Origin of the sequence: Granulicella sp. S190, from assembly GCF_009766095.1 — a bacterium.
In the GTDB taxonomy this organism is placed as follows: Bacteria; Acidobacteriota; Terriglobia; order Terriglobales; family Acidobacteriaceae; genus Edaphobacter.
Map to the genome: position 1 here is coordinate 373,363 of NZ_LMUD01000016.1, position 22,735 is coordinate 396,097.

Sequence of the window (22,735 nt, forward strand, 5' to 3'; positions counted from 1 at the left end):
ATTTTATTGTGATATAACGAAATCTGTCTCGGGTGCCCATCAGGGCATAACAGGGAAGTCCGGTGAAACACCGGCGCGGTTCCGCCACTGTAAGTGAGGAAAGCTGCTTTGACGTACCACTCGGCGATTGCCGGGGAAGGTAAAGCGGCGTGCAGGGATACCCTGCAACCTCCAAGCCAGGAGACCTACCCGAGAGCAACCGGCAGACTTCTGCGGAGAACAGGAAGATGCATGACCGCTATTTTTTTAACGATTTCATTTAGGGTTCGCTTTCTTCGACCGACTGCTTCGACGTCAGGAAGAGAGAGTGGCCTTTGAGTGAAATGCATCGTCAACGAGTAGTGCGGGCAGATGGCCGACCGGTGAATATCGTGCAGCGGCGCGCCCACCTCTCCTATTGTTTCAGCGGATGCTGCTGCGGCAGGACAGAACGCGGTTATGCCCAGGTCCCAGTCGAAACGTACAAGGAAGAGTGGACGCGCCGCAAGATGCGCAATACAGTCCATCTGACCAAGGCGGGATGTCTCGGGCCGTGCGTGCTATCGAATGTTGCGAGCCTGGTGTTTGACGGGCGGGCGGTGTGGTTTCATTCAGTCAACAGCCCCTGGCAGGTGATACAGATATTCGCGTATATCGATGCGATGCTGGAGGCGGATCGCTTTCTGCAGCCGCCTGAAGAGCTGCTGGAGTATGTCTTCAACTTCTACGACTGGGATGCGAGACCCGCAGCTCCGGCGTTGATTGCAGCCGAGAGCTTGCCTGCGAAGAAGATCCAGGGAATCGCTTTATTGACGCACGCCGACACGGATCTGGTGACCTTGCAGCATGCTCGCGCGCAACTGCCCGCAGATATCGATGTGTTCCCCTACTCGCTGAATGGGCTGAGGAGCGAGGAGCAGATGACTGCATTGATGGAAGGAGCTTTGGCGCGTGCCCGCGTAGTTGTGCTGCGATTGCATGGGCCGCTGAAGTCAGTGGCGGGGTTTGCCCTCCTTCGCGCCATGTGCGTCACGCAGAACCGATCTCTGATCGTGGTGAGCGGTACGGGCGAGATGGATCCCGAGTTCCTGAGTGCGGGCACGGTCGATGCGGACGTAGTTGCGTCAGTGACGACTTATCTTCAGAGTGGCGGCACGCAAAATATCGCGGAGTGTTTAAAGTTTCTGTCCGATCGGCTGCTGCTTACCGGACACGGCTACGAGAAGCCTGCTGCTCCGGCTGAACATGGAATCTACATGCAGGATTTGGAGCATGCAGAGTATGAGGACTGGTTACAGCGCGCTGATTCAAAGAAACCGACCGCTGCTGTTCTCTTCTATCGTGCTCATCTTCTGAGCGGGAATACCGCGTTCGTTGACGCGCTTGCCGAGGCCTTGGAGTCTCGTGGGCTGAACGCGCTCTGCATCTTTACCTCAAGCATGAAGGCGCTCGAGGGTGGTTTCCCCGCAGTGCTACGCCTTGTGGAAGGCCGGGCCAACGTTATTGTGACCACGTTGTCTTTTGCGATGGGGGAGATCAATACCGGAGAGGTGACACTGGCCGGCGAAAACATTTCGGTGATGGAGCGATTGGGAGTTCCAGTGGTTCAGGCGATCTCCAGTGGGATGCCAAGAGGAAACTGGGAGGTGTCGCGGCGGGGATTGAATGCACTGGAGACTGCGATCAACGTTGCGCTGCCGGAGTTTGACGGACGAATCATCTCGGTTCCTGTTTCGTTCAAGGAGCGAGGAAATGCTCAGAGTGGAGATCTCTACGTGCCGCATCATGAGCGCGTGGATCGTGTTGCTGGGATTGCGGCTCGGCTTGCGAAGCTGCAGACTCTGCCCAATGCTTACAAGCGGGTTGCTTTTGTTCTAACGAATTCGTCGACTAAAGCGGCACAGGTCGGAAACGCTGTTGGTCTTGATTCGCCAGCAAGTCTGCTAAATCTGCTGCGCGCCATGAAGGGGCGCCGGTATTCGATAGGGGCTTTGCCGGAGTCGGCTGATGATCTGATTCATGAGCTTCTATCGCGTGGAACCTATGACGAGGCCCATCCTCTCGATGAAGAGCGAGCACACCGTTACTCACGCGCGGTTTACCGGGGGCGGTTCGAACGCTTTCCCGAAGCACCACAGAAGCGAATGAAAGATATGTGGGGGCAACCGGGCGACCGTGGTTACACCCTGCGATCGTCTTCTCCGAAGATAGATAAAAAACTGATGAGTGAGGTGGCAACGAAGATTGCTTCGATGGACTTTGAGCCGTGGAGCGCGGAGAGCGATTATCTGTTTGCCGCGATGCATCTGGAGAACGCTTTGATTGCGATTCAGCCGCCGCGAGGCTATGGGCTCAATCCAGACGCTATCTACCACACTCCAGATCTTCCGCCGACGCATCACTACACTGCGTTTTACCAATGGCTGGCGACGTCGGTCGAAGATGGGGGATGGGGTGCCGATGCGATCGTGCATGTTGGGAAGCACGGCACGCTGGAGTGGCTGCCTGGAAAATCTGTGGGACTATCTGGAGAGTGTTTTCCGGATCTGCTGTTGGAAGACATGCCGCTTATTTATCCCTTCATCATTAATGATCCAGGAGAAGGGAGTCAGTCCAAGCGCAGAGGCCATGCGGTGATTGTGGATCACCTGACGCCTCCTATGACGAGCGCAGAGACTTATGGGCCGCTTGCGGCGCTCAATCAACTGGTGAATGAGTACTACGCGGTTGAGAAACTGGACCCGTCGAAGCTGCCTTTTATTCAACAGCAGATATGGGAGTTGATTCAGGATGCAAACCTGAAGACGGATCTCGATCTGAAGAACATGCTGTCGCGCGATCATGGGGACCATAAACATGATTGGGAGGATGAGCTTACTCCGGAAGGAGTGCCGGGAACGCTGGCGGAGATGAGCGGCAGTGAGGTTGCGCACCTGATCGAAGACATCGATGGATATCTCTGCGAGCTAGGCATGGCCCAGATTCGTGACGGCTTGCACATTCTGGGAAATATGCCTCCATTGCCTGAGATGCTGCGCTCCATGACGCGCCTGGTGAATGTTGACTCGCCAAGCCTGTTGGACGCACTCGCTCGCAATCTCGGATTTGATTATCAAGAGCTTCTGAATGCGCCTGGGAAGAAATTTGATGAAGCGATTCTGCTTTTGGAGACGATTTGCTACACCCACGCTGATGTGCTCGAGGTGCTTGATCGTGCGGCGTTGAGCCTTTATGCGAGGCTTGAAGAGCTTGGCTTCAGGGTTAGTTTGTTGGAGGATCTGCAGAACTCTCTTGTTGGCTCTGCTTCGAAGGAGGTGTCCGAGGCATTGACGTTTGCCTGCCAGCAGATTGTTCCAAATCTGGAGCGCGCCGGTGATGAGGTGGAGCATGTTCTCGATGCGCTCGAAGGCCGCTACATTCCTGCAGGCCCCGCTGGGGCGCCGACCCGAGGGATGGCACATATTCTTCCTACAGGGCGAAACTTTTATGCGGTCGATCCGAGGGCGTTGCCATCGGAGGCTGCTTGGCGTGTAGGGCAACAACTTGCGCGCGAGGCAATTGAGCGATATCGCACGGAGGAGAAGCAGTATCCCGAAACCGTCGGATTGAGTGCGTGGGGCACCTCGCAGATGAGAACTCACGGAGACGATGTGAGTGAGGTGCTTGCGCTTTTAGGGGTGCAGCCGGTGTGGAATAAGCAGTCGCGGCGACCCGAGGGCATCACTCTGATTCCTCTCGAGAAGCTTGGGCGGCCGCGCATCGATGTCACACTTCGAATCAGCGGGTTCTTTCGCGATGCGTTTCCTCACTTGATCGACATGATTGATGATGCTGTCGCGCTTGTCATCCAACAGGATGAACCGCTCGAGATGAACTTTCCGAGGAAGCACTATCTGAGCGATCTAGAAAAGAATCGTGATCAAGGGGCAGAAGAGGCAGAAGCGTCCGCACGGTTCAGAATCTTTGGCGCGAAGCCCGGCACCTATGGCGCGGGTATTCAGGCTTTGATGGAGACCCAACACTGGAAGAGTGACGGAGATATCGCGCAGGTCTTTCTTGAATGGGGAGGATACGCCTATGGCAGAGATGCTAATGGAGTCGATGCGAGGGGAATCTTTGGGGAGCGACTGAAGAGTGTGCAGGTCGCGTTGCATAACCAGGATAATCGTGAGCACGACATCTTTGATTCGGACGATTACTTTCAGTTCCATGGGGGGATGGTGGCGACGATACGGGCTCTTACGGGGGTGCAGCCCAAAGCCTACTTTGGTGATAGCTCCCGGCCGGATGCTGTTCGCGTGCGCGATCTGCGTGAGGAGGCGTTACGCGTCTATCGCTCTCGTGTGATCAATCCGAAGTGGATCGAGAGTATCAAGCGGCATGGCTACAAAGGTGGACTGGAGTTGACCTCGACTGTCGACTATATCTTTGGCTTTGATGCGACGGCGCATATCGCTCCGGATTTTGTCTATGAAGGGCTGGCGCAGGAGTATGCGCTTGATGCCAATACTCAGGAGTTCCTGAAGCAATCCAATCCCTGGGCGTTGAATGCGATTGCTGAACGGCTGCTTGAAGCGAATGAGCGCGGGCTGTGGGAGGATCCGAAGCAGGAGACGCTCGAAGCGTTGCGCGGGGTTTTGCTCGAAAGTGAAAGTCTGTTGGAAGCTCGTGGTGAGGCTAGAAGGAGCGCGGTATGAGTCGACCAGCTTATCCGTTTGCTGCCATCGTTGGTCAAGAGCAGTTGAAGATGGCGCTGCTGCTAGCGGCTGTGGACTGGCGGCTGGGAGTTCTTTTGCGTGGGGATAAGGGTGCCGGAAAGACTACGACCGCGCGAGCACTTGCCGAGTTGTTGCCGAAGCCGAGCCGCTTTATCAATATGCCCATCGGAGTGACGGAAGATCGTCTCCTTGGGGGAATGGATCTAGGTAGTACGTTGAAGGGCGAGCCGGCGCTCAAGCCGGGATTGTTAGCAGAGGCCAATAACGGTGTTCTGTACGTCGATGAAGTTAATCTCTTGCCCGATCATCTTGCGGATGCGTTGCTGGACGCGGCTGCTACCGGCGTCTCGACTGTGGAGCGTGAGGGTTTTAGCTCCGTACAGGAAGCTCGCTTTGTGTTGATGGGAAGCATGAATCCTGAAGAAGGATCGCTGCGGCCACAGTTGCTGGATCGCTTTGCGCTTATGGTGGATATCACTGCCCCCGGCATCGTGACGGAGCGGCGGGAGGTGGTTGAGAGGCGTATGGCCTACGACACCGATGCCGCTGGTTTTGCCGCCAAGTGGACGGAGGAGCAGCAGTATCTGCGGTCGCGAGTTATCGCTGCCAGGGAGATGCTTCCGTCGGTGCAGTGTTCTACGGAGATGCTGGACCTTATCAGCACGATCGTCTGTGAGCGTGCAGTCGTCTCCCTTCGAGCAGATCTGGCGATTGCTCGTGCCAGCTGTGCGCAAGCCGCACTCCTTGGTTGTAGAGAGGTCACAAAAGATCACGTTGATGCGGTGTTGGCGCTTGCGCTTGGTCATCGTGCGAGCCGGCCACCCCAGTCTCCCCGTTCTCAGCAGCAGACCTCTCCTCCTTCGCTGCCTGACTTGGCGAAGCGTGGGGAGAGCAAAGCGCCCGGGGAGGGGGGTGAGCAGCGATTCTCCGCAGTGTCCCTCAAGACGCCAGAGCTGCGTTGGACGGTTGAGGATGGTAGAAGCGGAGCGAACGAGGCGCGCAAAGGGCAGGCTCCGGGGCCAGTAGTCAGGAGCAGAAGGAGTGAGCAACCGATGGAGTTGGACTCGCGTGCTTCCGTGCTGGAGGCGGTTGCGCGGACGGGTCAGCCGAGGCCGCGTCTTCAGGACCTGTATGAGAAGGTACGGGAGCCGCTGGTTGGGTCGCGGTACCTGTTCGTCGTGGACTCGAGCGGATCGCATGCTACGCGGGAGAGGATGCGGGCAGTCAAGGGGGCTGTGGCGGGTCTGATGGAGGGCTCATTGCGGCGGCGCGACGAGGTGGCGGTGATCGTATTCCGTGGCGAATCCGCCGAGATTCTAGTGGAGCCCACGAGCGATGTTGCTGCGGTCACGGCTGCCATGGAGTATCTGCCTACAGGCGGACGGACCCCGCTTGCTCATGCTCTTGAGCTGGCAAATCATCTGGTGACTCCTGAGACTCTTCTGTTGTTGATCACCGATGGGCGGGCGAATGTTCCGGTTTACAGCGAGGATGCGTGGGGCGATGCGTTACAGGCTGCCAGGAGGATCTCCTGCGCGGCGCTGGTTGTCGATACGGAGTCGAGCGATAACGCGCTTGGAAGAGCTAAGGAGCTTGCCGAGGTAATGCAGGCTGAATGTATAAGCCTGGCGACTCTTGAGGCGGGGTATGACTTTCCTCTTCTGATCAGGAACGGCGCAAGACAGCCCTGATTCCAGGCCTCGAATGCGGGCTAAGATCAGGGCTGTAGTGTTCCTTCTTTTACAGATCCAGGAACATCTTGAATGCTAGTAGACGTCGCGCTGGTAGCGCTTCTGTTTTTTCATGCCTGCCAGATATTCGGCGGCGTGGTCGAGGGTGCCGTTGGAGCCCCTGGCGATGGCGTCGAGAAGGGCTGTCTCGACGTCCTTGGCCATGCGGGTGGCATCGCCGCAGACGTAGAAGTAGGCACCCCGCTCCAGCCACTCGTAGAGCTCTTTGGCGCGCTCCTGCATGCGGTCCTGAACGTAGATCTTACGGGCCTGGTCGCGGGAGAAGGCTGTGTCGAGACGGGTGAGTACCCCATCCTTATGCATAGCCTGAAACTGGTCCTTGTAGAGGTAGTCCATGGCTTCGCGCTGCTCGCCGAAGAAGAGCCAGTTGTCGCCTTTTTGGCCGGTGGCTTGACGCTCTTCGAGGAAGGCGCGGAAGGGTGCGATCCCGGTGCCGGGGCCGATCATGATGACGGGCATGGTGGTGTCTTCCGGGAGGCGGAAGTTGTTGTTGGAGTGAAGGAAGATTGGCATCTTCGTGCCTTCGCCGGCGCGGTCGCCGAGATGTCCGGAGGCCACCCCCTGGCGGTCACGGCTGTGGGCCTCGTAGCGGACGACGCGGACCGTGGTCTGGACGTTGTCGGGGTGCATGGCCTGACTGGAGGCGATGGAGTACATGCGGGGGGTGAGGCGCTGGAGGACGTTGAAGAGCTGCTGCGGCTCGGTGACTACTTTGGGGAAGTCGGTGGCGAGGTCGACGAACTCGCGTCCCCAGCAGTACTCCTCGGCGCGAGCCTTGTTGTCTGGTCCGACGAGGACCTTGAGGCCTTCGATGGTGGGAGCGAGCTTGGCGTACTGGCCTACGGAGCCACGGGAGAGCTTTCCGATGCCGAGACGGCTGCGGAGTGCCTCTTCGAGGCTGATCTCGACCTTGTAGTGGTCGAGGACGCGCTCGCGGCCGGTGAAGTGGAGGGCTTCGAGGACCTCGGCTACGGCGATGGCGCGGTTTTCGGGGATGATTCCGACGGCGTCACCCGGGGTGTAGGTCATGCCCTCTTCGATGGTGAGCTCGACGTGGCGGGTCTCCTTCTCGGAGCCTTCGCCGGTGAGCAGGCGGTTGTAGGTCACGGTGGAGAAGTAGGGGTTGTTGCGGGTGTACTTGGACGCGTGTCCGGTCGTCTGCTGGTCTTTTTGATCTTCCACTTCGGTCATTTTTCTATGGTAAAACGCATCGGCTCAAAATGGAGTGAGTTTGGGCGAAAAGTGGCGCCGGGGGAGTTCTTTTTGCGGGCAATCGGTGGCGATTGGCTGCAGTTCTGTGGTGGAGATGTGGTGCTTTGCCGCACGGTTTTTGAGTGCAAGCTCCCTCCCCCCTCCCCCCTGCCGGGTATTTTGGGGCTAAGCCTCTTATTTCTATGGGTTTAGGGGTGGGGTGCGTCTGTAAAATATTGATTGCAGATGATTTGTGCGCAAAATACTTGTTTTGTGTGATTTGTGGCTGTTTGGGTTTTGTGAGGGAAGGTTTCCCCTGGATTCCATTGTTTCCCCTGGATTCCATTATAGAAGGGCTGGGGGAACTGATGCGCCCTGCTTATTCCTTTTAGAATGAGGTGCTTATTGGGGTTTGGGCCTTGACAGCCTGGATTTCGGGCAGTGTTGGTTTTGTGATTAGTGTGAGGATTGGACCGTGATCCCTACGGGATGATGACCGAGTGGGCATGCAACGGGAATACTAAAGAAAGACAAAGACAACCGCAGATCCCTCCGGGATGACAACCAAAAGGACAAGCAACTGCCAGGCAACCAAAGGACAAGCAACTGCAAGGGCAACTGCAACAGCAACGGCAACCGCAGATCCCTACGGGATGACAGCCAAAAAGGACAGGCAACTGCAAGGGCAACTGCAACAGCAACAGCAACGGCAACCGCAACCGCAACGCAACCGCCACGGCGAGTCCAACTACAATCGCAGGTCCCCTTCGGGGATGACAACCAAAAGGACAAGCAACGGCAGTGGCGGCAGAGGCAGCTGAGCTGTTGCTGGCCGGCTGCAGTGACGTTTAGTGAAGCGGGGTGGGGGCGACTAAGGCGAGGATTGGGGAGATCAGGGTGACTACGGTTTCGACGATTTCGCTGGAGGGGCGGCGGTTGGGGGTTTGAGCCCACTCTTTGGCGGCGCCGTAGATGGCCCAGCTGGCGGTAGTGGCGATCATCCGGGGGGAGATGGGGGCAGGAGAGGAGGGGTGATTCGCGAGGCCATCAAGGAGCATGCGGCGGACTACGGCGATGATGGCTGACTCCGTGTGAGGCTCCATCTGGCCGGCTTTCGTGGAGCAGGGGGGCTCTGAGAACGCGATGAAGTCGCATACGCCGAGGACGATGGCCTTGAGCGCGGAGGTGCAGGTGCCGTTGAAGGTGACGCCACGCTCGGCGAGGAGATGGTTGAAGCGGGTGCCAATGGTGCACTCGAGCAGGGCGAACTTGTCGGGGTAGTGGTCGTAGAAGGTGGCGCGGTTTATGGTGGCAGACTCGGCGATGTCCTGGACGGAGATGGCGTCGAACTCTTTCTCTTTCATGAGCTTGACGAGGGCTTGCTGGAGGAGGTTGCGAGTTCGCAGGATACGCGGGTCTACCGACTTCTCCGGGAGGAACTCCGGGATTTCGGCCAGGTTGGCTGCGGACTCTGACATGACAGGTGGCTCCACTTTACTAGAGATTGGATGAGATCTTCGATCTAAACGACGCATGTCGTATTTTATGAATCGACAGTAGTGGTTTAGACGTCATATGTCGTATAGGAGATCTTGCTATGCCCACTTTACTTGTTTTGAACTCCAGCCCCTTTGTTGAAACCTCCGTCTCTCGCGGGTTGACCAGTGAATATGTTGAGAGCTGGAAGACGGCGAATCCGAGCGGTACGGTAGTGTTTCGCGACCTGACAGCCAGCAGTTTAAAGACGATCGATGCAGCGTGGGTCGGTGCTGCGTATACCTCGAAGGATGCCCGTACGGCGGAGCAGAAGGAGGCGCTTGCAACTTCGGAGACGCTGCTTGCGGAGCTGAGGGCGGCGGATGAGTATGTTCTGGGCGTGCCGATGCATAACTTCTCGGTGCCTGCGGTGCTGAAACTTTGGATCGACCAGATTGCGCGAGTCAATGAGACGTTCAGTTATGCCGACGGCTCGCCGAAGGGCTTGCTGGCAGGGAAGAAGGCTACGTTCCTGGTGGCTTCGGGCGGAGCTTATGACGCTGGAACGGTGATGGCTTCGTACAACTTTGTGGAGCCTTACCTGCGGACGGTGTTCGGGTTTCTTGGCGTGACGGATACGAACTTCCTGTCAGCTGGCGGCGCATCGGCGTTGATGTATGGAAAGATCGATCGCGCGACGTTCCTGCAGCCGCACTTCGAGACGATTCGTTCGCAGTTTGTGACGGCTTAGGCGGATTCGTTTGTGGATAAATATTGATTGATTGAAGGTGCTGGTGGGAAGAGGCGGCTTATCTGGCCGCCTCTTTTCTTTTGGTGTGGGCTAGACGCGGTGGTGGTCGGGGCGCCAGGTGACGATGGCTTCTTTGATGGCCTTGGGCGCCATGTTTTTGGTGAGGGCGCGGTGGGCGAGGTCGGGGAGCTCGGCGTCGGAGGCGAAGCGGAGGGCGATGAGCTGGGGGACGGTGAACTCGTCGATGTGGGCGCGGTCGGCGGCGGGGAGGAGGGCGGCGAGACGAAGGCGCTCTTCGAGGCGGATGACGCGGTCCTGGGCTTTGATGGCGGATCCGCGGGCGACACCGGCGATCATGAAGAGGACGAGGGCCATGACGATTCCCCAGAGATGAGTGTGTTGCCAACCGGGCCAGCTGTGGATGGTGATGTAGATGGAGAAGATGAAGTTGAGCAGAAGAAGCGGAACGATGATGAAGTGGAAGAGAGGGTAGTAGCGGGTGTGGCTCTTGAAGGTCTGCGTGGCAGGCATGGGGCGTCCTCGTTGGTGCGAAATGATGGCGGGGTCAGCATAGCACCGAAGGAGGCGTGTCCTGCCGGACGGGTCCGCTACGCGCGGCGCGGTCACTTCGTGACTTTTATACCTTTCTTACATACGAGGAAAGGGTGAGGTAGCCTTGAGGGATGGCAAAGACAGCGACGAAGCGGATTGGCGTGCATGTAGGGACGGCGGGGGGAACCTGGACTGCGGTGGAACGGGCTGTGGCGGCGGGGGCGAATACGTTTCAGATTTTTTCTTCCAGTCCGCGGCAGTGGAAGGCGGCGGCGGTGAAGCCGGAGGACGCGAAGAAGATGACGGAGCTGAGGGCGAAGCATGATGTGGGGCCGGTGTCGGTGCATGCGAGTTATCTGATTAATCTGTGCAGCCAGACGGAGAGCGTGCGGGTGAATGGTGTGGCGGCGTTTCGCGGAGAGGTGGAGAGGGCGCTGGCGTTGGGGGCGGAGTACCTGGTGCTGCATCCGGGAAGTTGGAAGGGGCTAACGCGGGAGGAGGGGTTGCGGCTGGCGGCGGAGTCGATTGAGAAGGCAATTGATGGGGTGCCGTGGCAGGGGAAGAATTTTAAAATTTTGATTGAGAATACGGCGGGGGCGGAGTTTTCGCTGGGTGGGAAGCTGGAGCAGGTGGCGGAGCTGGTGGAGACGCTGAAGCCTTGTGCTCCGGTAGGGGTGTGTCTGGATACTTGCCATGTGCATGTGGCGGGGTATGACATTGTGTCTCCGGATGGATATGTGGAGACGATGAAGCTGGTGGGGGATACGGTGGGGTTCGATGCGGTGAAGGTGTGGCACTGCAACGATGCGAAGGCGGCGATGGGGTCGAAGCTGGACCGGCATGAGCATATCGGCGAGGGGACGATTGGGGCTGAGGTGTTTCGGCGGCTGCTGCATGATGAGCGGTTTGCGCATGCGGCGTTTATCGCGGAGACGCCGGTGGATGCGCCGGGGGATGAGGCGAGGAATGTTGGCGTGTTGCGGACGCTGGCTGCGGGGTAGATCGGTGCTTATGGTCAGGCGCTGAAGAGGGTGGTGTCGAGGAACTGGTTGCGGAATTTTCCTTGTGGGTCGTGGTGGTTGAGGAGGGTTTTGTAGTCGGGCATTTTGGCGTAGCTGGCCTGGATGGTTGCCGGTGGGATGGTGAAGACTTTGGCCCAGTGGGGGCGGGGATTGAAGGGCGCGAGCCTGGCTTCGATGAGGGGTAGGATCTGTTGGACGGCGTCCCACTCGGGCTTCCAGGTGAAGTGGATGGCGAGGGAGGGGCGCTGGTAGGCCATGCTGAGCCAGAGGTTGTCGGCGGCGATGGTGCGGAGCTCGGTGATGAAGAGGTGCGGGGTGATCTTGTCGTGGAGCTCTTCGACGGCGAGGATGGCCTCGTAGGCGTGCTCGCGGGGGACGAAGTACTCGGTTTGGATTTCGGCGCCGCTGCTGGGGACGAAGTTGAGTTTGAAGTGGGGAAGGCGCTCGTACCAGGGGCCTGGGACTCCGAGCTGTTCGGTGCAGGCTTCGGCGACGTGACCGGGGACGGGGTGGAGTTTTTGCGTGGCTTGTTTTGCGCCGAAGAACTCTGGCGCGAAGGCGACGGAGGTGATGCCGGGTTCGAGGCGGCGCTTGATCCAGACCTGGTTGGCGCGATGGTTCTCCCATGTGGTGAAGAGGCTGACGCTGTAGCCGCTGAGGAAGATTTCGTCGAGGTGCTTTTCCAGTTGCGAGAAGGAGAGGTTCTCGTAGACGACCTGCGCGACCTGGAAGGTGGGAATGATATCGAGCGTGGTTTTGGTGACTATGCCGAGGCCGCCGAGGTTGACGACTGCGCCTAGAAAGCGGTCGCCGTCTTTGGCGCGGGAGAGGGTGTGGAGGGAGCCGTCGGCGGTGACGAACTCGAGGGCAGAGACGATGGTTGCGAGGTTGCCGTTGTTGCTGCCGGAGCCGTGGGTGGCGGTGGCGCATGCTCCGATGACGGAGACGTGAGGGAGCGAGGCGAGGTTGTGGACGGCGAAGCCCTGCGCGTCGAGGATGGGGGCGAGCTTGCCGTAGGTGACGCCTGCGCCGACGGTGACGGTGCGGGCCTTGGCGTCGATGTCGATAGAGTCGAGTTGCTTGAGGGAGATCTGCGCGTGGGTGCTGTCGGCGATGGCGTTGAAGGAGTGGCCGCGGCCGAGGGCGCGAAGCTTGTCGCAGCTCTTGACGATGTGCTGAACCTCTTCGGTGGTCTTGGGCTGGTAGAGGGTGTCGGTGTGGAAGGTGAGGTTACCGGCCCAGTTAGTGCGGGGGGCGGTCTGGTGGGCTGCTTGTTCGAGAGTCTGCTGGGCGGTTTCGGCGGAGACGAAGCGGGAGAGCATGGTTCCGGTAAGGATAGAGCAGGAGCCCTTGAGGAATTGTCTTTTGTCCATTGTGTACGCTCGCTTCGGTTTCGGTTCGTGAATCATATTAGAGATCCGGCATGCGCGACACAATTACGAATCTTTGGGCGAGCACTGTGATTACTTTCAGGTGGATGAGCTGCGAGTGGCCCATTCCCTCAATAGATTCCCGGTAGAAGACGGCTCGTCTTGCTGCTGTACTCCACATACGTCGCGCCGAATGCCTTCGTCAACGCTATTTCTTCAACATGGATCCGATAGATCAGGGCGGCGGTGGGAAAGACCAACATGATCGCGAGGCTTATCCAGTTGCGCTCAAAGATTCCAATTGCGGCGAAGATCAGCAGCATGCCTGTGTACGAAGGATGCCGTGCCCATCGAAACAAGCCCGTCGTGCGCAGGGTCTGTGTCGAGTGGATGGCGACGTTTGTACTGAAGGAAAGCCCGAGGGTCAAGACTGCGGTCCAACGAATCGCCAGTCCCGCCAGCATCAATACCAACGCGGCCACCCTGGACCAATGCGCCCCATCCGGCATCGCGTACGTTTGTAAACTGCTGCACCACATTGCCGCCCAGATGGAGCCGAAGATTGCGATCAGCAAGAGCGGCAACGAGCCGCGATCCTGAACCGTGCCGCTGCGACGACTGGTACGTGTCACGACCTGAAGCAGAAGCTCGGACGAGACCCATATCCAATAAAGTACGACGTACAGTTTCGATAGGCTCATGGCGTCCTCAGAGATCTGTCGATGGCGTGACTTTACCTGACCGTGCTCTCTTATGCACTATGCTGTTCGATTGTTGCCGTCTGATTCCTCGCGATAGGGTATGGCCGGGTTGGTTTGGGGCGGCTGTTGTTGATGGAGCTCTGACACTATTGTGCGGTGGATTTGGGGTTTGTCCAGGCCTGGTTGAGGAAGAGGAAGCGGTCGCGATGATCGTCGGGGCGGGCTTGGGAGTTTGCGTCGAGGTGCATGACCTGCCAGTTTCCGGGTGCGTTGTAGGTGGGCCAGACGGGGAGGCCCGGGCCGTTGGGGTCGCCAGTGCGTGCGAAGTTGGTCCAGTAGGCGCCGATCTGGTCGGAGAGCTTGCGGTCTTCGGGGCGCCAGACGGCTACGTTGCGGGAGTCGAGGGTGCTGAAGACGTACTCGATATCGTCGGAGTGGAAGGCCCCGAGTGCGGCGGCGTGGTACTTGTCGCCGGGGGAGCCGAGGTCGAGAGAGTAGCGATAGACGGGGGATTTTCCGGTATCGACGTGGGCTTCGAGCCAGCGCCAGGTGGAGAAGGTGATGAAGCGCGCGCCAGCGTAGTCGCCTGCGGAGCGCTGGGCCTCTTCGTCGGTGGTGGCGGGGTAGACGGAGAGAAACTTCTCGGCGTCGGGGCCAAACTCGAGCTTTGCCAGAGAGGTGAAGGATGCGGCGGTCGGTTTGGTGTGAGCGAAGATGACGGTGCCGCGGTCTTCGTCGGCATTCCAACCCGCGAGGAGCGGGATGTGGGCCTGCTTGCCAGCGGCGAAGATGTTGGGCACGGAGTCGGGCAGGAAGTAGCCGTCTACGTCGGGCTCGAAGTGCGGCGGGGGAGGATCGCTTTTGGCGGTGGCGCCTTTGAGGATATCGTCGACGGAGAGCTTGCGGAGGGCGGCGAGGCTGGTGGTGCCGTAGGCAGACTGAGCGAATTGGGAGTCGGTTGTTTCGCGGGCCTCGCGGGTCTGATAGCCGAGACCGCGGAAGGCTCCGCCGCTCTCGCCGATGGCTTTGGAGATGAGGTCTTTAGTGAGGGGAGAGGCCATCTGAGAGCTGACGGAGAAGGAGCCTGCGGACTCGCCGAAGATGGTGATGTTATTTGGGTCACCTCCGAAGGCTTTGATGTTTTGTTTGACCCAGGCGATGGCGGCGGCCTGGTCGAGGAGGCCGTAGTTACCGGAGGCGTGGTGGGGCGACTCAGCAGTGAGCTCGGGATGCACGAAGAAGCCGAAGATGCCGAGGCGATAGTTCATGGAGACGACTATGACGTTGCGGTGGGCGAGGAACTGCCCGTCCTGACGGTTCTCGGAGGTACTGCCTGCGCGGTAGCCGCCGCCGTAGATCCAGACCATGACGGGCAGGGTGCCGGGGCGGGCGTTGGCGGGGGTCCAGACGTTGAGGGTGAGGCAGTCTTCGCTGGGGCCGGGGTCGTGAAAGGTCATGTCGTCGTAGCCCGAGGACTGGATGCAGTGAGGACCGAAGTCTTTTGCGGAGCGAGTGCCGCTCCATTTGGCGGCGGGTTGCGGCGACTGCCAGCGGAGGCCGCCGATGGGAGGTGCGGCGAAGGGGATTCCTTTGAAGGCGATCACCTTCTGGTCGGTGGTGAGGGCTCCTTGTACTTTGCCCTTGTCGGTTTTGACGCGCAGCGGGTTTGCAGCGTGTGCTGCGGCGGAAGATAACAGGATTGCAGCAGACAGAAAGACCTTCGAGGGGCACCAGGGCATGAAACTTCTCCGCTGCCAAATTATCACGGGCTTTGGAGTGGGTGTTGGCGCGCTGGTGGGTGCGAGGTTGGGCGGGGTGCGGACGGGTACAATGAGAGGAGTATGCCAGAGACACGAACGAGCGAAATGAGCGGGAAAACCGCGAGTATTGACGAAAATTCTTCTGCTGCGGAGTTGAACCAGCCGCAGCGGTACAGCCCGGCTGAGATTGAGCCGAAGTGGCAGGCCTTGTGGGATGCGGATGCGTCGTTGTATGCGGCGGAGGGGCATGACTCGGGGAAGCCAAAGTACTACTGCCTGGAGATGTTGCCGTATCCGAGCGGGAAGCTGCACATGGGGCATGTGCGGAACTATGCGATTGGTGATGCGCTGGCGCGGCATATGTGGATGCGCGGGTTCAACGTGCTGCACCCGATGGGATGGGATGCGTTTGGGTTGCCGGCTGAGAATGCGGCGCTGAAGAATGGCGTGCCGCCGCGGGAGTGGACGCTCTCGAACATTGCGGCGATGCGGAAGCAGATGCAGCGGATGGGCTATAGCTACGACTGGGCGACCGAGGTGACGACTTGTCTGCCGGACTATTACCGGTGGAACCAGTGGTTCTTTTTGAAGATGTTCGAGAAGGGGCTGGCGTACCGGAAGAAGAGCAAGGTGAACTGGTGTCCGGATTGCCAGACTGTGCTGGCCAATGAGCAGGTGATTGGCGGGCGCTGCTGGAGGCATGAGGATACAGTTGTTGAACAGCGAGATCTGACGCAGTGGTTTTTGCGGATTACGAAGTATGCGGATGAGCTGCTGGACGGGCTGGAGAAGCTGCAGGGTTGGCCGGAGAAGGTCCGGACCATGCAGCGGAACTGGATTGGGCGAAGCGAAGGGGCGCATGTTGATTTCGCTGTTGTCAGTTCTCAAGGTTCAGATGCGACGCCTTTGAAGATCACCGTGTTTACGACGCGGGTGGATACGATCTTTGGGGCGACGTCGGTGCAGCTTGCGCCGGAGCATGCGGTGTCGAAGGCGTTTGCGCTGGAGGACGATGCGCTGCGGGTGCAGATCGAGGAGTTGCTGGAGCAGCAGAAGAAGGCTCGCGAGACCGATGCGCTGGGTGCGATTGAAAAGCACGGGGTGTTTACGGGGCGGTTTGCGGTGAATCCGTTCAACGGGGAGCGAGTGCCGATCTGGGTGGCGAATTATATTCTGGCGGACTATGGGACGGGCGCGATTATGAGCGTGCCGGCGCATGATGAGCGAGACTTCGAGTTTGCGCAGAAGTATGGGCTGCCGGTGCGGCGGGTCATTGCTCCTGTGGTTGATACAAAAAGCGCCGCGGGCTCTGATGCAAATGATCTGGTGCTGCCCTATCTCGCGGAAAAAGAGGCGGTACTGATTGATTCCGGCGAGTGGACCGGACTGGGATGCGTGGCGGCGCAGGAGGAGATGGCTGCGTTTGCGAAGGCGAAGGGATTTGGTACTCCTACGGTTACGTATCGGTTGAAGGACTGGGGCGTCAGCCGGCAGAGGTATTGGGGGACGCCAATTCCGATGGTGTATTGCGATAAGTGCTCGCCGGGAGAGCCGTTGCCGGTGGCTGAGAGCGAGCTGCCGATTTTGCTGCCGGAGCAGATCGATATTACGCAGACGAACGGGTCGCCGCTGGGGCGGGTGCCGGAGTTTGTGAATGCGAAGTGCCCGAAGTGCGGTGGCGTGGCGCGACGAGAGACGGACACGATGGATACGTTCGTCGATTCGAGCTGGTACTTCTACCGGTATACGGATGCGAAGAACTCTGCTGCTCCGTTTGACAGCGACAAGGCGAACTACTGGTTTCCGATCGATCAGTACATCGGCGGGGTGGAGCATGCGATTCTGCATTTGATCTACTCGCGGTTCTGGACGAAGGTGATGCGGGATCTTGGTTTGGTCAAGAACGATGAGCCTGCGGAGCGGCTGTTTACGCAAGGGATGGTGATCAAAGACGGGGCGAAGATGTCGAAGTCGAAGGGCAATGTGGTGAGCCCGGACTTGATGATCGAGCGGTATGGGGCGGATGCGACGAGGATGTATTCGCTGTTTGCAGCTCCGCCGGATCGTGACCTGGAGTGGCAGGAAGAGGGTGTTGCGGGGATCTCGCGGTTTTTGAGTAAGGTCTACCGGTTGACGATGAAGTTTTCCAGTGTTGCTCGCGCGAAGGGAGTTGCGACGGGGCCGAAGGATCAGGCTTTGCTGCGGCGGTTGCATCAGACGATTGCGAAGATCACGCAGGACTTCGATGGTCGGTGGCACTTCAATACTTCGATCTCTTCGATCATGATTCTGGTGAATGAGATTACGGCGAACGAGGCGGCGATGGATGCGGGAGAGGTATCTCCTGCGGCTGTGGCAGAGGTGTTTCGCGGGTTGATCTTGATGCTGGCTCCGTTTGCGCCGTTCTTTGCGGCGGAGATGTGGGAGCAGCTTGGCGGCGAGGGCGTGGTGTTTCGCACGGCATGGCCGGTGGTGGATGAGGAGCTTGCGCGCGAGGCGGAGGCTGAGATTCCAGTGCAGGTGAACGGCAAGCTGGTGACGGTGGTGAAGGTGCCGGTGGGGAGCGATGAGGCTACGGTGAAGGCCGCGGCTTTGGCTGATCCTAAGGTGATCGCGCGGATTGAAGGCAAGATGGTGGTGAAGGTGATCGTGGTGCCGGGTAAGCTTGTGAATCTCGTGGTGAAGTAGTGGAGCAGATTCCGCAGGATGGAGTGGTGGTTGCGGCTGGGACGGTGCGGGGGACGCAGTCGTTTGTGCATACGCTGACGGAGTGCTGGCGGCGGCCTTTGCTGACGGCGCTGGAGGTGCTTTGGCGTTGGGCTTACGGGGTGCCTGCGCTGCTGTTGCTGCGGTATGAGGGGCTGAGGATTCTGCAGGCTACTCCGCTGGACTATGGGGCGCTGAAGAGTATGACGGTGCTGGATCCGATGGCTTCCACTCAGACGCTGGCGAAGGCGATGGCGTTGCTGGTGCCGGAGGTGTTGAATGTGGCGCTGTGGCTGGCTCCACTGCTGGTGGTGGCGTGGGTGGTGGTGTCGTCGGTTGGGCGGACGCTGGTGCTGCGGCGTGCGGATGGGCGGCTGCAGTCGCGGGTGGGGACGCTGATCGTGCTGCAGGCGGTGCGCGTGGTGGCGCTGCTGGGGAGTTTTGCGGTGTGGTTCTGGTGCATGGAGCGGGTGGCGGAGTGGACGGTGACCGGGCCGATGGCGGGGGGCGGAGAGCCGAACCTGGTGGGATATTTTTCGCTGGTGATTGTGGGGACGCTGGGGTTGTTTACACTGTGGGCGGTGCTGAGCTGGGCGCTGTCGGTGGCTCCGCTATTGGCGATGCTGCGTGGGTTAGGCGTGAGGGGAAGCTTTGTGGCTGCGTTTCGGCTGGGGCCGTTGAAGTCGAAGCTGGTGGAGATCAACCTGGTGATGGGGATTGTAAAGATCGCGCTGATTGTGCTGGCGATGGTGTTTTCTGCGACTCCGCTGCCGTTTGAGAGTGTGACGACGCCTGAGTTTCTGTTCTGGTGGTGGACGGGCGTGACGATCCTTTATTTTCTTGGATCTGACTTCTTCCATGTGGCCCGGCAGGTGGCTTATCTGCAACTGTGGCGGGCGTATGAGGACGGCAAAGATTTCTCTCGCGGTTAGGAGCTGATTCTGCATCCCATTGGAATCAGCTATTTTGCGGGAGGGTGATTATGTCGTTTGGGATCTATGCGATTGGGTATTTGATTCTGATTGCGGGTGTGGCGTATCTGGCTCACCTGATGCATATTCCGCAGCATTACATTGTGGCGATTGCGGTGATCATGCTTGGGGTTGGGATCGTGACGGGTGTGCAGAGTACGCGGCACAAGGATCCGAGTTAGAGCAGGAAAGACGGGCCGATGAAACTAAGAGGGTACTAAAGTTTTTTGTCTGGCTGGTGAAGATTGGGCATCCTACTTTTACGGGCCCACTTCATTTCCCCCACTGGAGAGAGACAATGTCTTCCGTCCTCTATGTTGCCGGATACCTCGTGCTGATCGCCGGTGTTTCTTACCTGGCCTATTTGAGTCATATTCCTGAGTCGTACATCGTCGCCATTGCGGCCATCCTGCTGGGTATCGGCGTGGTGAGCGGGATGGAGAGCGTGCGACTGAAGAACTCTCACTATCGTCGGCGGCCTGGGGTTTACTGAGACATCGGCTTTCCTTTTTATATACAAGATTGGTCTTGCCCTGCGCGGGCGGCGGTCACTTCGTGACTTGTATACCGGCTTCGCCGTGGGCCTCCCGATGGTCGACGGATTCCTGACGCGACCAACGTTTACACTTGGTAGGTGGATACCTCAACGATCGTCATTCTGGATTTTGGGTCGCAGTATACGCAGCTGATTGCGCGGCGTATTCGCGAGTTCAATGTTTTTTCTGTCGTGCTGCCGTGTACGACTCCGCCGGAGAAGGTAAAGGCGCTGAACCCAAAGGGCGTGATTCTTTCGGGGGGGCCTTGCTCCGTGTATGACGCGGACGCTCCTGAGGCCGATGCGGGTGTGTTGGCGATGGGCGTGCCAGTGCTCGGGATCTGCTACGGGCTGCAATATATCGTGCATCACCTGGGGGGTAAGGTAGTCGGTGCAGCGGCGCGTGAGTACGGCCATGCCGAGGTGACAGTCGTGGCGGAGACGCCGTTGTTCCGTGGACTGCCGGGAACGATGGATGTGTGGATGTCGCATGCCGACCATGCGGAAGAGCTGCCGGAGGGGTTTGAGCTGACGGCGAAGACGTCCAATGCGGTGGCGGGGATTGCGGACGAGGCGAGGAAGATCTGGGCGGTGCAGTTTCATCCAGAGGTTGCGCATACCAGGCAGGGGATGGAGCTGCTGAAGAACTTCTGCCTGGATATCTGTGGGGCGGAGCAGGACTGGACGCCGGAGCATTTTATTCAGTCGACGGTGGAGCGGGTGCGGGCGCAGGTGGGGACGGGACATGCGATCTGCGGATTGAGTGGCGGTGTGGATTCGAGCGTGGCCGCAGTGCTGGTGGCGAAGGCGATTGGCGAGCGGCTGACGTGCATTTTTGTGAACAACGGCGTGCTGCGCAAGGACGAGTTTCTGAAGGTGCAGACGACGATGCGCGAGCAGCTGGGGCTGAACGTGGTGGCTGTGGATTCGAGTGAAAGATTCCTGGCGAAGCTTGCGGGCGTCACTGATCCGGAGCAGAAGCGGAAGGTGATTGGGAACGAGTTTATTGCGGTGTTCGATGATGAGGCGAAGAAGATCTTCGAGGCCGAAAAAAGTTCAGGGGAGGAGATCGCCTGGCTGGTGCAGGGGACGCTGTATCCGGATGTGATCGAGTCGAGCAGCGTGCATGGGCCGAGTCATACGATCAAGAGCCATCACAATGTGGGCGGGCTGCCTGCGGATATGAAGTTGAAGCTGATTGAGCCGCTGCGGGATCTGTTCAAGGACGAGGTTCGGCGGATTGGGCGGGACCTGGGGATGCCTGACGACATTATTGAGCGGCAGCCGTTTCCGGGACCGGGGCTTGCAGTGAGGATTCTGGGCGAGGTGACGGCGGAGCGGGTGGCGATTCTGCAGGAGGCCGACCAGATTGTGGTGGATGAGATCAAGAAGGCTGGGCTGTATCGGAAGGTTTGGCAGAGCTTTGCGGTGCTGCTGCCGGTGAAGTCTGTTGGTGTGATGGGGGATCAGCGGACTTACGCGAATACTTGCGCGGTGCGGGCGGTGGAGAGCGAGGATGGGATGACGGCGGATTGGGCTCCACTGCCTTATGAGGTGCTACGGACCATTTCGAGCAGGATTGTGAGCGAGGTGCGGGGGATCAACCGGGTGGTGTACGACATTACGTCGAAGCCGCCGGGGACGATTGAGTGGGAGTAGGGCTGTCCTGCCGGACGGGCGCCCTGCGCGGGCAGCGGTCACTTCGTGACTTGTATACCTTTTTCTAGCCTACGTAGGCTGAGGCTTCGGTGACGTCGGTTCCTGGGTCTAGCTTGATTGCGCGGAATAGTACCGTTAGCACGGCGGAGACGGCCAGATTCAGAAGCAGCGCGGGCACTGCTGCGTACATGGGATAGGTGCTTCCGAAGAGGTGCAGCGGGTAGACCGAACTCTTGAGGCCTAACGCTACTGCCATTGCCGTGCCGCTGGACATGCCTGCTGCCCAACCGATGAGAAGAGCCCAGGGGTTGAACCAGCGGGCGAAGACGCCTACTACGACCGATGGGAAGAGCTGGGCCATCCAGATGCCGCCGAGGAGCTGCATCTCGATGGCGTAGGGTGCGGGGAGCTTGAGGACGAAGAGCAGTGCGCCGAACTTCACGACGAGGGAGACGAGCTTGGCCATGCGCGACTCTTCTTCGGGGAGCATCTTGCGGCGGAGGAGCGCGCCGTAGAGGTTGCGGGTGAAGAGGTTGGAGGCGGCGATGGACATGATGGCTGCCGGAACCAGCGCGCCGATGGCGATGGCGGCGAGACAGAAGCCGGCGAACCACTCGGGGAACATCTTAAGGAAGAGCAGCGGGACGGCCTGGTTGGGGTCCTTGGTGACGACGCCTGCGGCCAGTGCGAGGTAGCCGAGCAGGGCGATGAGGCCGAGAAGGAAGCTATAGGCAGGCAGCATGGCTGCGTTGCGACGGACTACGTTGGCAGATTGCGCGCTGAGGACCGCGGTGGCGGTGTGGGGGTAGAGCATTAGCGCGATGGCTGAGCCGACGGCGAGGGTGGAGTAGCCGAGGAACTGGCCCTGCTTGAGATGGATGGTGGCGGTGGGCGTGTGGTGGGCGAGGAGCTGATTGGCGAGCTCGAAGACGCGCGCGTAGCCGCCGAGTTTGTGAGGGATGTAGATGAGGGCGGCGAGGACCATGATGTAGAGCATCACGTCCTTGACGATGGCGATGACGGCGGGGGCGCGGAGTCCGCTGGAGTAGGTGTAGGCGGCGAGGATAACGAAGGCTGCGGCCAGGGGCCACTCGCCGTGAATACCCATGGCACCGATGACGACGCGGATGCCGACGAGCTGGAGGGCGATGTAGGGCATGAGGGCGAGGACGCCGGTGAGGGCGATGGCAATGGTGAGCCAGCGGTTGCCGTAGCGGCCGCCAACGAAGTCCGCGAAGGTTATGTAACCGTGGCGGTGGCATACGGTCCAGAGCCGGGGCAGGACGAGCATCATGTAAGGGTAGGCGATGACGGCGTAGGGTACGGCGAAGAATCCGATGGCGCCGGCGCCGTAGAGCGCTGCCGGGACAGCGATGACGGTATAGGCGGTGTAGAGGTCGCCGCCGATGAGGAACCAGGTGATCCAGGTGCCGAAGCTGCGGCCTGCGAGACCCCACTCCTCGAGGGAGGCCATGCCTGCTTTGGGCCTTCGCCAGCGCGCGGCCCAGAATCCGGCCAGGGTTACGAGCAGAAAGAAGAAGCAGAAGACCACTAATGCCGTCGTATGCAGTTGCAATCGATTCCCCAGTTCTG

General features: G+C 59.4%; 16 protein-coding genes and 1 riboswitch. Of the genes, 9 read left to right on the plus strand and 7 right to left on the minus strand.

What is annotated here, in order from left to right; genetic code table 11:
• The first annotated feature begins 13 nt into the window (after nt 1-13).
• Nucleotides 14-208, plus strand: a riboswitch (cobalamin riboswitch).
• A 115-nt stretch (nt 209-323) separates the two neighbouring features.
• On the plus strand, nt 324-4,676 hold the full coding sequence (locus tag GSQ94_RS10900) for a cobaltochelatase subunit CobN (protein ID WP_158943885.1): 4,353 nt from the start codon (nt 324-326) through the stop codon (nt 4,674-4,676).
• Nucleotides 4,673-6,388, plus strand: coding sequence for an AAA family ATPase (locus GSQ94_RS10905; RefSeq protein ID WP_158943886.1), 1,716 nt, complete (start codon nt 4,673-4,675; stop codon nt 6,386-6,388). The genes GSQ94_RS10900 and GSQ94_RS10905 overlap by 4 nt, the downstream gene beginning before the upstream one ends.
• Before the next feature lie 75 nt (nt 6,389-6,463).
• Here the strand turns inward: GSQ94_RS10905 and GSQ94_RS10910 are convergent, their stop codons facing one another.
• Nucleotides 6,464-7,639 carry a sulfite reductase flavoprotein subunit alpha gene (locus GSQ94_RS10910; RefSeq protein WP_158943887.1) on the minus strand — a complete coding sequence of 392 codons (1,176 nt, stop codon included), beginning with the start codon at nt 7,637-7,639 and terminating at the stop codon, nt 6,464-6,466.
• Nucleotides 7,640-8,487: 848 nt separating this feature from the next.
• Nucleotides 8,488-9,117: a TetR/AcrR family transcriptional regulator gene (locus GSQ94_RS10915; RefSeq protein WP_158943888.1), complete on the minus strand. Its 630-nt coding sequence runs from the start codon at nt 9,115-9,117 to the stop codon at nt 8,488-8,490.
• Between the two features lie 119 nt (nt 9,118-9,236).
• Here GSQ94_RS10915 and GSQ94_RS10920 point away from each other — a divergent pair, with 119 nt between their 5' ends.
• A complete protein-coding gene (locus tag GSQ94_RS10920; protein ID WP_158943889.1) occupies nt 9,237-9,866 on the plus strand; it encodes an FMN-dependent NADH-azoreductase in 630 nt (209 codons plus the stop codon).
• Between the two features lie 90 nt (nt 9,867-9,956).
• Here the strand turns inward: GSQ94_RS10920 and GSQ94_RS10925 are convergent, their stop codons facing one another.
• Nucleotides 9,957-10,397, minus strand: coding sequence for a DUF6526 family protein (locus GSQ94_RS10925; protein ID WP_158943890.1), 441 nt, complete (start codon nt 10,395-10,397; stop codon nt 9,957-9,959).
• A gap of 152 nt (nt 10,398-10,549) precedes the next feature.
• Here GSQ94_RS10925 and GSQ94_RS10930 point away from each other — a divergent pair, with 152 nt between their 5' ends.
• Nucleotides 10,550-11,419: a deoxyribonuclease IV gene (locus GSQ94_RS10930; RefSeq protein ID WP_158943891.1), complete on the plus strand. Its 870-nt coding sequence runs from the start codon at nt 10,550-10,552 to the stop codon at nt 11,417-11,419.
• Nucleotides 11,420-11,433: 14 nt separating this feature from the next.
• Here the strand turns inward: GSQ94_RS10930 and GSQ94_RS10935 are convergent, their stop codons facing one another.
• The 3 genes from GSQ94_RS10935 to GSQ94_RS10945 all read right to left on the minus strand — a co-directional run bounded on the left by GSQ94_RS10935 (nt 11,434) and on the right by GSQ94_RS10945 (nt 15,250).
• Nucleotides 11,434-12,813: an FAD-binding protein gene (locus GSQ94_RS10935; protein ID WP_158943892.1), complete on the minus strand. Its 1,380-nt coding sequence runs from the start codon at nt 12,811-12,813 to the stop codon at nt 11,434-11,436.
• A 128-nt stretch (nt 12,814-12,941) separates the two neighbouring features.
• Complete coding sequence (locus GSQ94_RS10940) at nt 12,942-13,511, minus strand: isoprenylcysteine carboxylmethyltransferase family protein (protein WP_158943893.1); 570 nt, start codon at nt 13,509-13,511, stop codon at nt 12,942-12,944.
• 146 nt (nt 13,512-13,657) lie between these two features.
• Nucleotides 13,658-15,250: a carboxylesterase/lipase family protein gene (locus GSQ94_RS10945; RefSeq protein ID WP_158943894.1), complete on the minus strand. Its 1,593-nt coding sequence runs from the start codon at nt 15,248-15,250 to the stop codon at nt 13,658-13,660.
• A gap of 126 nt (nt 15,251-15,376) precedes the next feature.
• Here GSQ94_RS10945 and leuS point away from each other — a divergent pair, with 126 nt between their 5' ends.
• The 5 genes from leuS (at nt 15,377) to guaA (ending at nt 21,142) form a co-directional block, all read left to right on the plus strand.
• A complete protein-coding gene (gene leuS / locus GSQ94_RS10950) occupies nt 15,377-17,959 on the plus strand; it encodes a leucine--tRNA ligase (RefSeq protein ID WP_254063792.1) in 2,583 nt (860 codons plus the stop codon).
• Nucleotides 17,959-18,909, plus strand: coding sequence for a hypothetical protein (locus GSQ94_RS10955; protein ID WP_254063793.1), 951 nt, complete (start codon nt 17,959-17,961; stop codon nt 18,907-18,909). The genes leuS and GSQ94_RS10955 overlap by 1 nt, the downstream gene beginning before the upstream one ends.
• Nucleotides 18,910-18,959: 50 nt before the next feature.
• Nucleotides 18,960-19,130, plus strand: coding sequence for a hypothetical protein (locus GSQ94_RS20975; protein WP_174240920.1), 171 nt, complete (start codon nt 18,960-18,962; stop codon nt 19,128-19,130).
• 116 nt (nt 19,131-19,246) lie between these two features.
• Entirely contained in the window at nt 19,247-19,441 is a 195-nt protein-coding gene (locus GSQ94_RS10960) for a hypothetical protein (protein ID WP_158943896.1), read from the plus strand.
• A 141-nt stretch (nt 19,442-19,582) separates the two neighbouring features.
• Nucleotides 19,583-21,142 (plus strand): glutamine-hydrolyzing GMP synthase, encoded by a 1,560-nt coding sequence (gene guaA, locus GSQ94_RS10965; RefSeq protein ID WP_158943897.1) that lies wholly within the window; start codon nt 19,583-19,585, stop codon nt 21,140-21,142.
• Nucleotides 21,143-21,206: 64 nt separating this feature from the next.
• Here guaA and mctP read toward each other — a convergent pair whose 3' ends face one another.
• Complete coding sequence (mctP, locus tag GSQ94_RS10970; protein WP_305794717.1) at nt 21,207-22,718, minus strand: monocarboxylate uptake permease MctP; 1,512 nt, start codon at nt 22,716-22,718, stop codon at nt 21,207-21,209.
• Between the last annotated feature and the right edge of the window lie 17 nt (nt 22,719-22,735).